General features: G+C 59.9%; 13 protein-coding genes. 5 read left to right on the forward strand and 8 right to left on the reverse strand.

The window, feature by feature from the left end; translation table 11 throughout:
• Nucleotides 1-17 precede the first annotated feature (17 nt).
• Entirely contained in the window at nucleotides 18-371 is a 354-nt protein-coding gene (locus M5G26_RS20360; RefSeq protein WP_042561737.1) for a RidA family protein, read from the reverse strand.
• A complete protein-coding gene (gene dadA, locus M5G26_RS20365) occupies nucleotides 343-1,647 on the reverse strand; it encodes a D-amino acid dehydrogenase (RefSeq protein ID WP_150694257.1) in 1,305 nt (434 codons plus the stop codon). Before dadA ends, M5G26_RS20360 begins: the two co-directional genes overlap by 29 nt.
• A gap of 156 nt (nucleotides 1,648-1,803) precedes the next feature.
• On the opposite strand from dadA, the gene M5G26_RS20370 reads away from it, so the two are divergent.
• Nucleotides 1,804-2,292, forward strand: a complete 489-nt coding sequence (locus M5G26_RS20370) for an Lrp/AsnC ligand binding domain-containing protein (RefSeq protein ID WP_003177284.1) — start codon at nucleotides 1,804-1,806, stop codon at nucleotides 2,290-2,292.
• Nucleotides 2,293-2,379: 87 nt separating this feature from the next.
• On the opposite strand, the gene M5G26_RS20375 is transcribed toward M5G26_RS20370, so the two are convergent.
• Complete coding sequence (locus M5G26_RS20375) at nucleotides 2,380-2,733, reverse strand: YkgJ family cysteine cluster protein (protein WP_038359217.1); 354 nt, start codon at nucleotides 2,731-2,733, stop codon at nucleotides 2,380-2,382.
• A 148-nt stretch (nucleotides 2,734-2,881) separates the two neighbouring features.
• On the opposite strand from M5G26_RS20375, the gene M5G26_RS20380 reads away from it, so the two are divergent.
• Nucleotides 2,882-4,192 carry an NAD(P)/FAD-dependent oxidoreductase gene (locus M5G26_RS20380; protein ID WP_273916315.1) on the forward strand — a complete coding sequence of 437 codons (1,311 nt, stop codon included), beginning with the start codon at nucleotides 2,882-2,884 and terminating at the stop codon, nucleotides 4,190-4,192.
• 114 nt (nucleotides 4,193-4,306) lie between these two features.
• Here the strand turns inward: M5G26_RS20380 and M5G26_RS20385 are convergent, their stop codons facing one another.
• Complete coding sequence (locus tag M5G26_RS20385; RefSeq protein WP_273916316.1) at nucleotides 4,307-4,552, reverse strand: DUF1127 domain-containing protein; 246 nt, start codon at nucleotides 4,550-4,552, stop codon at nucleotides 4,307-4,309.
• A 179-nt stretch (nucleotides 4,553-4,731) separates the two neighbouring features.
• Between M5G26_RS20385 and M5G26_RS20390 the strand changes: the two genes are divergently transcribed.
• Nucleotides 4,732-6,153, forward strand: a complete 1,422-nt coding sequence (locus M5G26_RS20390; RefSeq protein ID WP_134178440.1) for an aminotransferase-like domain-containing protein — start codon at nucleotides 4,732-4,734, stop codon at nucleotides 6,151-6,153.
• A gap of 60 nt (nucleotides 6,154-6,213) precedes the next feature.
• Nucleotides 6,214-7,782: a phospholipase D family protein gene (locus M5G26_RS20395; RefSeq protein ID WP_273916317.1), complete on the forward strand. Its 1,569-nt coding sequence runs from the start codon at nucleotides 6,214-6,216 to the stop codon at nucleotides 7,780-7,782.
• Nucleotides 7,783-7,870: 88 nt separating this feature from the next.
• On the opposite strand, the gene M5G26_RS20400 is transcribed toward M5G26_RS20395, so the two are convergent.
• Both M5G26_RS20400 and M5G26_RS20405 read right to left on the reverse strand, forming a co-directional pair.
• Nucleotides 7,871-9,016, reverse strand: coding sequence for an MFS transporter (locus tag M5G26_RS20400; RefSeq protein WP_273916318.1), 1,146 nt, complete (start codon nucleotides 9,014-9,016; stop codon nucleotides 7,871-7,873).
• Nucleotides 9,017-9,209: 193 nt separating this feature from the next.
• Nucleotides 9,210-10,703, reverse strand: coding sequence for an aldehyde dehydrogenase (locus M5G26_RS20405; protein ID WP_016985821.1), 1,494 nt, complete (start codon nucleotides 10,701-10,703; stop codon nucleotides 9,210-9,212).
• 239 nt (nucleotides 10,704-10,942) lie between these two features.
• Here M5G26_RS20405 and M5G26_RS20410 point away from each other — a divergent pair, with 239 nt between their 5' ends.
• On the forward strand, nucleotides 10,943-11,305 hold the full coding sequence (locus tag M5G26_RS20410; RefSeq protein WP_150694262.1) for a cupin domain-containing protein: 363 nt from the start codon (nucleotides 10,943-10,945) through the stop codon (nucleotides 11,303-11,305).
• Nucleotides 11,306-11,484: 179 nt separating this feature from the next.
• On the opposite strand, the gene rpmG is transcribed toward M5G26_RS20410, so the two are convergent.
• The gene (gene rpmG / locus M5G26_RS20415) at nucleotides 11,485-11,640 is read right to left on the reverse strand and encodes a 50S ribosomal protein L33 (protein WP_003177274.1); all 156 of its coding nucleotides are present in this window, start codon (nucleotides 11,638-11,640) and stop codon (nucleotides 11,485-11,487) included.
• Nucleotides 11,641-11,651: 11 nt separating this feature from the next.
• On the reverse strand, nucleotides 11,652-11,885 hold the full coding sequence (rpmB, locus tag M5G26_RS20420) for a 50S ribosomal protein L28 (RefSeq protein WP_007920377.1): 234 nt from the start codon (nucleotides 11,883-11,885) through the stop codon (nucleotides 11,652-11,654).
• Nucleotides 11,886-12,039: the final 154 nt, after the last annotated feature.

The following is a 12,039-nucleotide window of genomic DNA, read 5'->3' on the forward strand; positions in this document are numbered from 1 at the left end:
GGGATCTTTACAACGGCTTACGGCAGCGCGGCGACGATGGAGATCTCCACCAGAATGCTCGGCTTGGCCATTTTCGCTTCGACGGTGGCACGGGCCGGGGCAGCACCTTTTGGCAGCCACTGGTCCCACACCGAGTTCATCCCGGCAAAGTGCGCCTCGATGTCGTTCAGGTAAATCGTCGCCGACAGCAGGTGTTGTTTGTCAGTGCCGGCCAGATCAAGCAAACGCTCGATATTGGCAAGGACTTCGCGAGTCTGCTGTTCAATCCCGGCGTCGAAGTCGTCGCCGACCTGCCCGGCCAGATACACGGTGCCGTTGTGGCTGACGATCTGACTCATGCGCTCATTGGTGAGCTGGCGCTGGATTGCCATGTTTTGCGGACTCCTGAATTTTGTTGCCGTAACGGGAAATATCGAGGCCTTCGGCGCTGATCTGTGGCTTTTTCTTCGCCATCAGGTCGGCCAGCAAACGACCGGAACCGCACGCCATGGTCCAACCGAGCGTGCCGTGACCGGTGTTGAGGAACAGGTTCTTGAATGGTGTGGCACCGACGATCGGCGTGCCGTCCGGGGTGGTCGGACGCAGACCGGTCCAGAAACTCGCCTCGGCCAGATTACCGCCCTGAGGATAAAGGTCGTTGACGATCATCTCCAGGGTTTCGCGGCGGCGCGGGTTCAGCGACAGGTCAAAACCGGCGATCTCGGCCATGCCACCGACGCGGATGCGGTTGTCGAAACGGGTGATCGCGACCTTGTAGGTCTCGTCGAGAATGGTCGAGGTCGGGGCCATTGCCGGGTTAGTGATCGGCACGGTCAGCGAGTAACCCTTGAGCGGATACACCGGGGCCTTGATGCCCAGCGGTTTGAGCAGTTGCGGCGAGTAGCTGCCGAGCGCCAGTACGTAGCGGTCAGCGGTTTCCAGCTTGCCGTCGATCCACACACCGTTGATGCGATCACCGGCGAAGTCGAGTTTCTGAATGTCCTGGCCGAAGCGGAATTCGACGCCGAGTTTCACGGCCATTTCGGCGAGACGGGTGGTGAAGATCTGGCAGTCGCCGGTCTGGTCATTTGGCAGGCGCAGGGCACCGGCGAGGATGTCAGTGACACCTGCCAGCGCTGGCTCAACGCGGGCAATGCCGGCGCGGTCGAGGACTTCAAACGGCACGCCGGATTCTTTCAGCACGGCAATGTCTTTGGCAGCGTTATCCAGTTGTGCCTGGGTGCGGAACAGCTGAGTCGTGCCGAGGCTGCGGCCTTCGTAGGCGATGCCGGTTTCGGCGCGCAATTCATCGAGGCAGTCGCGGCTGTACTCGGACAGACGCACCATGCGCTCCTTGTTCACCGCGTAACGGCTGGCGGTGCAGTTGCGGAGCATCTGCGCCATCCACAGGTACTGGTCGATGTCGGCAGTGGCCTTGATCGCGAGAGGGGCGTGGCGTTGCAGCAGCCACTTGATCGCCTTCAGCGGCACGCCCGGCGCGGCCCACGGCGAGGCGTAGCCCGGCGAGACCTGGCCGGCGTTGGCGAAACTGGTCTCCATGGCCGCAGCGGGCTGCCGGTCGACCACCACCACTTCAAACCCGGCACGGGCCAGATAGTAAGCACTGGCGGTACCGATGACGCCGCTACCCAAGACCATTACGCGCATTTTTGTATCCCTCATCGCGGCAGGGCCGCGTACGTCTGTTGTTAGAGCAATGATGCGCGCAGTGTAAAAAAGAAATGCCAGTGCTTTTCACTATATAAGCGCCTATATTTGGCGACAATTCTCGGCAAAAACCCTTTTCACGGAGGCGCATCCCCTATGCGTACCAACACTCAGACCAAACGTGAGCTGGACAAGATCGACCGCAACATCTTGCGGATCCTGCAGGCGGACGGGCGGATTTCCTTTACCGAACTGGGCGAAAAGGTCGGTCTATCCACCACGCCGTGCACCGAGCGCGTGCGACGTCTGGAGCGCGAAGGAATCATCATGGGCTACAACGCCCGGCTGAATCCGCAGCACTTGAAGGGTAGCTTGCTGGTGTTTGTCGAGATCAGCCTCGACTACAAATCCGGCGACACTTTCGAGGAGTTCCGACGCGCGGTGCTGAAGTTGCCGCACGTGCTGGAATGTCATCTGGTGTCAGGGGACTTCGACTACCTGGTGAAGGCGCGGATTTCCGAGATGGCCTCGTACCGCAAGCTGCTGGGCGACATTTTGTTGAAACTGCCGCATGTGCGCGAGTCGAAGAGTTATATCGTGATGGAAGAGGTGAAGGAGAGCTTGAGCTTACCTATTCCGGATTGAGTTTTTGAAGATCAAAAGATCGCAGCCTTCGGCAGCTCCTACATGGGAATGCATATCTCTGTAGGAACTGCCGAAGGCTGCGATCTTTTAAACCAACACCTGCCGATTCGCCGCCATGTACTCGAATATCTGCTTCTCCACGCGCGGATGAATCAGCTCCACCGGCCGCCGCTCATTCGGGCAAGGCAAGGTTTTGGTCGTACCGAACAACCGGCAAATCAGCGGTCGCTCTTCATACACCGTGCAGCCATTCGGCCCCAGATGCACACAGTTCAGCTCCTCCATCGCCGCATCCTGCTCGGCGCGGGTCTTGCGCGGCAGGCGGGCCATTTCTTCCGGCGAGGTGGTCACCGGTCCACAGCAATCGTGGCAGCCGGGCACACACTCGAACGAGGGGATCTGCTGACGCAAGGTGCGGACTGTCTGGCTATTGCAGCTCATCGAAACGGTGACCAAGGTGGAATAGGCACCAATTGTGCCGCAAAAGCCGTGATCCAGACACCGCAGGCCGACCAATGTTGCCCACGTTCGGGCGTGCGGCTTATGCTCCGTCAAATTTTCTCGACACCTTAGCCGTTGGATGACGCCCATGACTGCCCGCGCCTTCACTTCCGCGAGCCAACCCCACGTTGACTCTTATTACGCCGCCAGCAGCCTGCCGCAGCCCGACCATCCAGTGCTGCAAGGTGAAGTGCTGGCCGACGTCTGCGTGGTCGGCGGTGGCTTTTCCGGGTTGAACACGGCGTTGGAACTGGCTGAACGTGGCCTCAGCGTGGTGCTGCTGGAAGCGCACAAGATCGGCTGGGGCGCCAGCGGCCGCAACGGCGGGCAGTTGATTCGCGGCGTCGGTCACGGTCTCGATCAGTTCGCCAATGTCATCGGCAGCGACGGCGTGCGCGAGATGAAACTCATGGGCCTGGAAGCGGTGGAAATCGTCCGCCAGCGCGTCGAGCACTTTCAGATTGCCTGCGATCTGACCTGGGGCTACTGCGACCTCGCCAACAAGCCCGCCGACCTTGAAGGTTTCGCCGAAGACGCCGAGGAACTGCGGGGCCTCGGTTATCGTTACGAAACCCGTCTGCTGCAAGCCCACGAAATGCACACGGTGGTCGGTTCCAAGCGCTATGTCGGTGGTTTGATCGACATGGGTTCGGGGCATCTGCATCCGCTGAACCTCGCATTAGGCGAAGCGGCAGCGGCGCAGCAGTTGGGCGTGAAGCTGTTCGAACATTCGGCAGTGACTCGCATCGACTACGGCCCTGAAGTGAAAGTCCACACAGCTCAGGGTTCGGTGCGCGCCAAAACATTGGTGCTCGGTTGCAACGCCTATCTCAACGATCTGAATTCACAGCTCAGCGGTAAGGTTCTGCCCGCCGGCAGCTACATCATCGCCACCGAACCGTTGAGCAAAGAACAGGCGCACAACCTGCTGCCGCAGAACATGGCGGTCTGCGACCAGCGTGTCGCGCTGGATTACTACCGGCTCTCGGCGGATCGGCGCTTGTTGTTTGGCGGTGCCTGCCATTATTCGGGGCGTGATCCGAAAGACATCGCCGCGTACATGCAACCGAAGATGCTCGAAGTGTTTCCGCAACTGGCCGGGGTGAAGATCGATTATCAGTGGGGCGGCATGATCGGCATCGGTGCCAACCGCTTGCCGCAGATCGGCCGGCTCAATGATCAGCCGAACGTGTATTACGCCCAGGCGTACTCCGGGCACGGGGTGAATGCCACGCACCTGGCGGGCAAATTATTGGCCGAGGCGATCAGCGGGCAGCACAGCGGTGGCTTTGATCTGTTTGCCAAGGTGCCGCACATCACCTTCCCGGGCGGCAAACATTTGCGTTCGCCGTTGTTGGCGCTGGGGATGCTGTGGCACCGGATGAAAGAGCTGGTCTGATTGATCGTTCCCACGCTCTGCGTGGGAATGCATCCAGTGACGCTCTGCGTCACAGCGGACGCGGAGCGTCCGGGGCGGCGTTACCACGCAGAGCGTGGGAACGATCAGTGGTTGTCAGATCCGCCAGAACGGCTTCAACCCCTCCTCCTGCGCTTGCTCACGGGTCAGTCCGATGTCCTTGAGCTGATCCGCCGTCAGCGCCAGCAACGCCCTGCGCGTGTGCAGACGATGCCAGAACAGATCCCAGTGGCTCAGGTCGGACGGTGCATTACGCAGAGTCTCATTGCGCGCACGATCCTTCTGCCCTGCCTCCAGTTCCTGACTGTGTAACGTCAGCCGCACATCGCTCAAGCCGTTCATTTTTCAATGCTCCTGTTTACTTGGGTAGCCAGAGATTCCATGATGCGCGGACGGACAAAATCGTTACAGATTCAAAGCAGCTGTATTAATTCCATACAGATTTACCGCTTTGAAGACTGAATTGTCGATTTCTGCCGTATCTGTACTGGTTTATCGAATCCCTGCATCGAGGCTGTGCCATGACCCTCTACGTAAACCTCGCCGAATTGCTCGGCACGCGCATCGAACAAGGTTTCTATCGTCCCGGCGATCGGTTGCCATCGGTGCGCGCCTTGAGCGTCGAACACGGCGTCAGCCTGAGCACGGTGCAGCAGGCTTATCGCGTGCTTGAAGACGGTGGCCTGGCCACGCCGAAACCCAAATCCGGCTACTTCGTACCGGTCGGGCGCGAACTGCCCGAGCTGCCCGCGGTTGGCCGCCCGGCCCAGCGGCCGGTGGAGATTTCGCAATGGGATCAAGTGCTGGAATTGATTCGCGCGGTGCCGCGCAAGGATGTCGTGCAACTGGGTCGCGGCATGCCCGACATCAGCTCGCCGACCATGAAACCGTTGCTGCGCGGCTTGGCACGAATCAGCCGCCGTCAGGACATGCCCGGTCTGTATTACGACAACATTCACGGCACCCTCGAGCTGCGCGAACAGATCGCTCGACTGATGCTCGACTCCGGCTGCCAGTTGAGCGCCAGCGACCTGGTGATCACCACCGGTTGTCACGAAGCGCTGTCCACCAGCATCCACGCGATCTGCGAGCCGGGCGACATCGTCGCGGTCGATTCGCCAAGCTTCCACGGCGCCATGCAGACCCTCAAGGGCCTGGGCATGAAAGCCCTGGAAATCCCCACCGACCCGCTCACCGGGATCAGCCTCGAAGCGCTGGAACTGGCGCTCGAACAATGGCCGATCAAAGTCATCCAGCTCACCCCGAACTGCAACAACCCGCTCGGCTACATCATGCCGGAGTCGCGCAAACGCGCCCTGCTCACCCTCGCGCAGCGCTTCGACGTGGCGATCATCGAGGACGATGTGTATGGCGAACTGGCCTACACCTACCCGCGTCCGCGCACGATCAAATCCTTCGACGAAGACGGCCGCGTATTGCTGTGCAGTTCGTTTTCCAAGACCCTGGCGCCAGGGCTGCGTATTGGCTGGGTAGCGCCGGGCCGCTACCTCGAGCGCGTGCTGCACATGAAATACATCAGCACCGGATCGACCGCACCGCAGCCACAGATCGCCATCGCCGAATTCCTCAAGGCCGGCCACTTCGAACCGCACTTGCGGCGCATGCGCACGCAATATCAGCGCAGCCGCGACCTGATGATCGATTGGGTGACCCGCTATTTCCCGGCAGGTACCCGCGCCAGCCGGCCGCAAGGCAGCTTCATGTTGTGGGTCGAATTGCCGGAAGGTTTCGACACCCTGAAACTGAATCGTGAGTTGCACGACCAAGGCGTACAGATTGCCGTCGGCAGCATCTTTTCCGCTTCGGGCAAATACCGCAACTGCCTGCGGATGAACTACGCTGCCAAACCGACAGCGCAGATCGAAGAGGCGGTGCGCAAAGTCGGCGAGACAGCCGTCAGATTGCTGGCCGAAGCCGACTGACCTTTTTCCAGAGAACCGCGTCCATATGCCGACCCTAGCCGCCAATCGGAATGATCCTACGTGAGCTTCAGACAGCCCCTTCTCGCTTTGCTGTTACTCGCCTCGTTCCTGAGCGGCTGTGCCAGTTTCGATGTCCCGCGCGAGCCGAGTCAGGCGTTGCCGGCTTCCGATTCCAGCTTCGGCCGTTCGATTCAGGCGCAAGCGGCGCCCTATCAGGGCCGTTCGGGTTTTCGCCTGCTGTCCAACAGCAGCGAGGCATTCACGGCACGCGCCGAACTGATCCGCAACGCCCAGACCAGTCTCGATCTGCAGTACTACATCGTCCACGACGGCATCAGCACGCGGATGCTGGTGGAGGAACTGCTCAAGGCCGCTGATCGCGGCGTGCGCGTGCGCATCTTGCTCGACGACACCACCAGCGATGGCCTCGACCAGATCATCGCGACACTGGCGGCGCATCCGCAGATCCAGATTCGCCTGTTCAATCCACTGCACCTGGGCCGTAGCACCGGCGTCACCCGTGCGGCAGGCCGCTTGTTCAATCTGTCGCTGCAACACCGGCGCATGCACAACAAGCTGTGGCTGGCGGACAACAGCATGGCCATCGTCGGCGGGCGCAATCTGGGGGACGAGTATTTCGACGCCGAGCCAAACCTGAATTTCACCGACATCGACATGCTCAGCGTCGGCCCGGTGGCCGAGCAACTGGGCCACAGTTTCGACCAGTACTGGAACAGCGCGCTGAGCAAACCGATCGACGAGTTCCTCACCAGCCAACCAACCGCCAAGGACCTGCAGAACACCCGCACGCGCCTGGAAGAATCGCTGGAAGACACGCGCAAACAGAATCATGCGCTGTATCAACAGTTGATGACGTTCAAGACTGCGCCGCGCATGGACATCTGGCGCAAAGAGCTGATCTGGGCATGGAATCAGGCGCTGTGGGACGCGCCGAGCAAGGTCTTGGCCAAGGGCGAGCCGGATCCGCAATTGCTGCTGACCACGCAACTGGCACCCGAGCTCAGAGGCGTGAGCAAAGAGCTGATCATGATTTCGGCGTACTTCGTGCCGGGCCAGCCGGGGCTGGTTTACCTGACCGGTCGCGCCGATGCGGGCGTCTCGGTGAGCCTGCTGACCAACGCGCTGGAGGCCACCGATGTACCGGCGGTGCATGGCGGCTATGCGCCGTATCGCAAAGCGTTGCTGGAGCATGGCGTGAAGTTGTATGAACTGCGCCGTCAGCCTGGGGATAACTATGGCAGCGGCCCGCATGTGTTTTACAGCAAGTCGTTTCGTGGCTCGGACTCAAGCCTGCACAGCAAAGCAATGATCTTTGATCGGCAGAAATCGTTTATCGGCTCATTCAACTTCGACCCGCGCTCGGTACTGTGGAACACCGAAGTCGGGGTGTTGGTCGACAGCCCTGAGCTGGCCGAACATGTGCGTGAACTGGCCCTGCAAGGCATGGCGCCAGCGTTGAGTTATCAGGCGAAATTACAGGATGGCCAGATCGTCTGGGTCACCGAAGACAACGGCCAGATGCATACCCTGACCAAAGAGCCGGGGAGTTGGTGGCGGCGGTTCAACGCGTGGTTCAGCACCACGGTAGGGCTTGAGCGAATGCTTTAAAAAAGCAAAGGATCGCAGCCTTCGGCAGCTCCTACAGAACGAATGCATTTCAACTGTAGGAGCTGCCGAAGGCTGCGATCTTTTGATCTTAGGCAGGCTCGGTTATCGGTCCGAATGCCCCTTGGCGCAAGAGCAGAATCACCAAACCAAACGCCCCAATCGCCATCAACAACGGCAACGCATGCCCATTGATCCACTGGCTGCCCGCCCCGGCCGCGAGCGGCCCGACCAGACATCCCACGCCCCACAGCTGCGCAATATGCGCATTCGCCCGCACCAGCGCATCGTCGCGATAACGCTCGCCGATCAGAATCAGCGACAGCGTAAACAAACCACCGGCACTCGCCCCGAACAGCACCCACAACGGCCAGATCAGCAGCGTATCGAGCAACAACGGAATCGCCAGACTCGACACCATCAACACCACCGCGCAACCCGCAAACAACGTACGCCGCGACAGGTAATCGGCCAACGCGCCAATCGGCAACTGCAGCAACGCATCGCCGACCACCACGGTGCTGACCATCGCTAGGGCGATCTCAGCGGTGAAGCCCTGTTGCAGGCAATACACCGGTAGCAACGTCAGGATCATAGCCTCGAACGCGGCGAACAACGACACCGCCCAGGCAATTGCCGGCAGCTCGCGAGCGAAGCCCCAGAGGTCGCGGAACGTCACGCTGCTCGCTTCACTGCTTGGCGCACCACTGCGGCCCAGTAGCAACAGTGGCGACACCAACAGCAAACCGACACCGACCCAGAAACCGTAATCATGTTCAGTGCCCAACGCGCCCAACAGCAACGGACCCGACAGTTGGCTCAACGCATAGCTGCTGCCATACAGCGCCACCAATCGTCCGCGCCAGTGCTCGACCACCAACTGATTGATCCAGCTCTCGCCGAGGATGAACACGATGGTCAGGATCACCCCGATCATCAGGCGCAGCACCAGCCAGATCGGATAGCTCGGCAACAGCGCCAGCAAACCGATCGACAATGCCCCAGCCCACAGGCACAGGCGCATCAGGTTCGCCGTGCCGAAACGTGCCGCCAGATGGCTGGAAATTTTCGCGCCCAACAACACGCCAATCGCCGGCATCGCCGCCATCACGCCGATGGCGAAGGCGCCATAACCCCAACCCTCCAGACGCAGCGACACCAACGGCATGCTGACTCCCAGGGCCAGGCCGACACTCAAGACAGACGCCAACACAGCGAAATACGTCGCCCACCGCATGTTCCACGCTCCTGTGGATAATTATTTTTAGAGGCCACATCAAACAAATGTGGGAGCGAGCCTGCTCGCGAATACGGCTGCACATTCAGCACATGGGCTGACTGATACACCGCTTTCGCGAGCAGGCTCGCTCCCACAGGGGATCTGCTTCGTCTGGAGGATCTGCTCTCGCGACCAGACCCTCGCTAACGGCTTACAGCTTGATCCACGTCGCTTTCAGCTCGGTGTACTTGTCGAACGCGTGCAGCGACTTGTCGCGGCCGTTGCCCGACTGCTTGAAGCCGCCAAACGGTGCGGTCATGTCGCCGCCGTCGTACTGGTTGACCCACACACTGCCGGCACGCAGAGCCTTGGCGGTCAGGTGTGCCTTGGAGATATCCTGGGTCCAGACCGCAGCGGCCAAGCCGTAAGGCGTGTCGTTGGCGATCTGGATAGCTTCCTCGGCAGTATCGAAGGCGATAACCGACAATACCGGCCCGAAAATCTCTTCCTGAGCGATCTTCATCGCGTTGCTCACACCGTCGAAAATCGTCGGCTCAACGTAGGTGCCACCGGTTTCCTGCAGAATGCGCTTGCCGCCAGCGACCAGTTTGGCGCCATCGGTATGCCCGGATTCGATGTAAGACAGCACGGTGTTCATCTGCTGAGTGTCGACCAGTGCACCGACGTTGGTCGCCGGATCCAGCGGATTGCCCGGTTTCCAGGTTTTCAGCGCCTCGATCACCATCGGCAGGAATGTGTCCTTGATCGAACGCTCGACCAGCAGACGCGAACCGGCGGTGCAGACTTCGCCCTGGTTGAAGGCGATGGCGCTGGCGGCAGATTCGGCAGCGGCTTGCAAATCCGGCGCATCGGCGAAGACGATATTCGGGCTCTTGCCGCCGGCTTCCAGCCAGACGCGTTTCATGTTCGATTCGCCGGAGTAGATCATCAGTTGCTTGGCGATTTTGGTCGAACCGGTGAACACCAGCGTATCGACATCGTTGTGCAGGGCCAGCGCCTTGCCGACGGTGTGACCGTAGCCCGGCAGCACGTTGAGCACGCCTTTCGGAATACCGGCCTCAACGGCCAGCGCAGCGATGCGGATGGCGGTCAGCGGGGATTTTTCCGACGGCTTGAGAATCACCGAGTTACCGGTCGACAGCGCCGGGCCGAGTTTCCAGCAGGCCATCATCAGTGGGAAGTTCCACGGCACGATGGCACCGACTACACCGACTGGCTCGCGGGTCACCAGACCCAGTTGATCGTGCGGAGTCGCCGCGACTTCGTCGTAAATCTTGTCGATCGCTTCACCGCTCCAGCTCAGCGCTTGCGCCGCGCCCGGGACGTCGATGTACAGCGAATCGCTGATCGGCTTGCCCATGTCGAGGGTTTCGAGCAGGGCCAGTTCTTCGGCGTGCTGCTTCAGCAGGCCGGCAAAACGGATCATGGTGGCTTTGCGCTTGGTTGGCGCCAGGCGCGACCAGACGCCGGAATTGAAGGTGGCGCGGGCGTTTTCCACGGCGCGCTGGGCGTCGGCGGCGTCACAGCTGGCGATCTTGCCAAGCAGACGGCCATCGACCGGGCTGATGCACTCGAAGGTCTCGCCGGAGACGGCGTCGGTGTATTCGCCATTGAGGTAGGCGCGGCCTTCGATTTTCAGGTCGCGGGCGCGTTGTTCCCAGTCGGCACGAGTCAGGGTGGTCATTTCGAGTGTCCTCCGCTTGTTGAATACGAGCGCCGCGCGATCTTCGCCAGCGTCCTCAAGAATTCTGCCCGGCCAGCCGGTTTTTCGGCCAGAGGCACCCGCCACCCTAAACCAGCGGCCGGGGTTGTTTCAATATATTTGACATAAGGTGGCCATACGGCCTTGCGGTGTTGATTTTAATCAACATAGACTTTGGCCCTTTCCAGCCAATCGCGCCGTATTCACGGGGGATAACAACAATGAACATCCAGAACGTCGTCGACATCAGCCTGACCAGCAGCGAAGCCGAACGCTATCGCCCGGATCCGGCGAAAGTGCTCAAGGGCGACCCTGAACAAGCTGTGTTCCATCAGTACGACAGCCCGTGTGGGCAAATGGGCGTTGGCGTGTGGGAAGGTGCGGTCGGGCAGTGGACGGTGAATTACACCGAGCATGAGTACTGCGAGATTCTGCAAGGTGTGTCGGTACTGCGTGACAGCGATGGCAATGCCAAGACGTTGCGTGTTGGCGACCGGTTTGTGATTCCGGCGGGTTTCCGTGGTACCTGGGAAGTGCTGGAGGCTTGCCGCAAGGTCTATGTGATCTTCGAGCAAAAGACTTGATCGAACGACCCCTGTAGGAGCTGCCGAAGGCTGCGATCTTTTGCCCTTGATCCTTAAAAACAAGATCAAAAGATCGCAGCCTTCGGCAGCTCCTACACAGACCGCGTGCAGATATCGGGGCAACAAAAAAGGCCCGTATCGTGAGATACGGGCCTTTTTCGTAAGTCGGGAAAAATCAATTACTTGATTTTGCCTTCCTTGTAGATCACGTGCTTGCGAACAACCGGATCATATTTCTTGATCTCGATTTTGTCCGGGGTAGTACGCTTGTTCTTGTCGGTAGTGTAGAAGTGACCAGTACCGGCGCTCGAGATCAAACGAATCAATTCACGCATGATTAGCTCCCTTAAATCTTGCCATCGCGGCGAAGTTCGGCGAGCACGACAGTGATGCCACGCTTGTCGATGATACGCATGCCTTTGGCAGATACGCGCAGACGCACAAAACGTTTCTCTTCTTCAACCCAGAAGCGGTGATGCTGCAGGTTCGGCAGGAAACGACGACGGGTTTTGTTGTTTGCGTGGGAAATGTTATTCCCAGTCACCGGACCCTTACCGGTAACTTGACATACTCTCGACATGCCTCAGCCCTCTAAAACCACATGCCCAACCCGGCATGGGTTGGCCGCTTAATCTCTCAGTCATTTGGCGCCAGGCGCCGCGTTTCTTTAGAGGTCTTACCGGCTACACCTACAGTGAAGGAACCGGGCCCCTAGAAAAGAGCGCTGCTTTATA

Source organism: Pseudomonas sp. TNT2022 ID642 (genome assembly GCF_028656995.1).
Taxonomy (GTDB): domain Bacteria; phylum Pseudomonadota; class Gammaproteobacteria; order Pseudomonadales; family Pseudomonadaceae; genus Aquipseudomonas.

Coding starts and splice junctions, on each gene's coding strand:
- dadA (WP_150694257.1), bottom strand. CDS start 1,647: ATGCGCGTAATGGTCTTGGGTAGCGGCGTCATCGGTACCGCCAGTGCT.
- M5G26_RS20360 (WP_042561737.1), bottom strand. CDS start 371: ATGGCAATCCAGCGCCAGCTCACCAATGAGCGCATGAGTCAGATCGTC.
- M5G26_RS20390 (WP_134178440.1), top strand. CDS start 4,732: ATGACCCTCTACGTAAACCTCGCCGAATTGCTCGGCACGCGCATCGAA.
- M5G26_RS20405 (WP_016985821.1), bottom strand. CDS start 10,703: ATGACCACCCTGACTCGTGCCGACTGGGAACAACGCGCCCGCGACCTG.
- M5G26_RS20400 (WP_273916318.1), bottom strand. CDS start 9,016: ATGCGGTGGGCGACGTATTTCGCTGTGTTGGCGTCTGTCTTGAGTGTC.
- M5G26_RS20375 (WP_038359217.1), bottom strand. CDS start 2,733: ATGAGCTGCAATAGCCAGACAGTCCGCACCTTGCGTCAGCAGATCCCC.
- M5G26_RS20410 (WP_150694262.1), top strand. CDS start 10,943: ATGAACATCCAGAACGTCGTCGACATCAGCCTGACCAGCAGCGAAGCC.
- M5G26_RS20385 (WP_273916316.1), bottom strand. CDS start 4,552: ATGAACGGCTTGAGCGATGTGCGGCTGACGTTACACAGTCAGGAACTG.
- M5G26_RS20380 (WP_273916315.1), top strand. CDS start 2,882: ATGACTGCCCGCGCCTTCACTTCCGCGAGCCAACCCCACGTTGACTCT.
- rpmB (WP_007920377.1), bottom strand. CDS start 11,885: ATGTCGAGAGTATGTCAAGTTACCGGTAAGGGTCCGGTGACTGGGAAT.
- rpmG (WP_003177274.1), bottom strand. CDS start 11,640: ATGCGTGAATTGATTCGTTTGATCTCGAGCGCCGGTACTGGTCACTTC.
- M5G26_RS20370 (WP_003177284.1), top strand. CDS start 1,804: ATGCGTACCAACACTCAGACCAAACGTGAGCTGGACAAGATCGACCGC.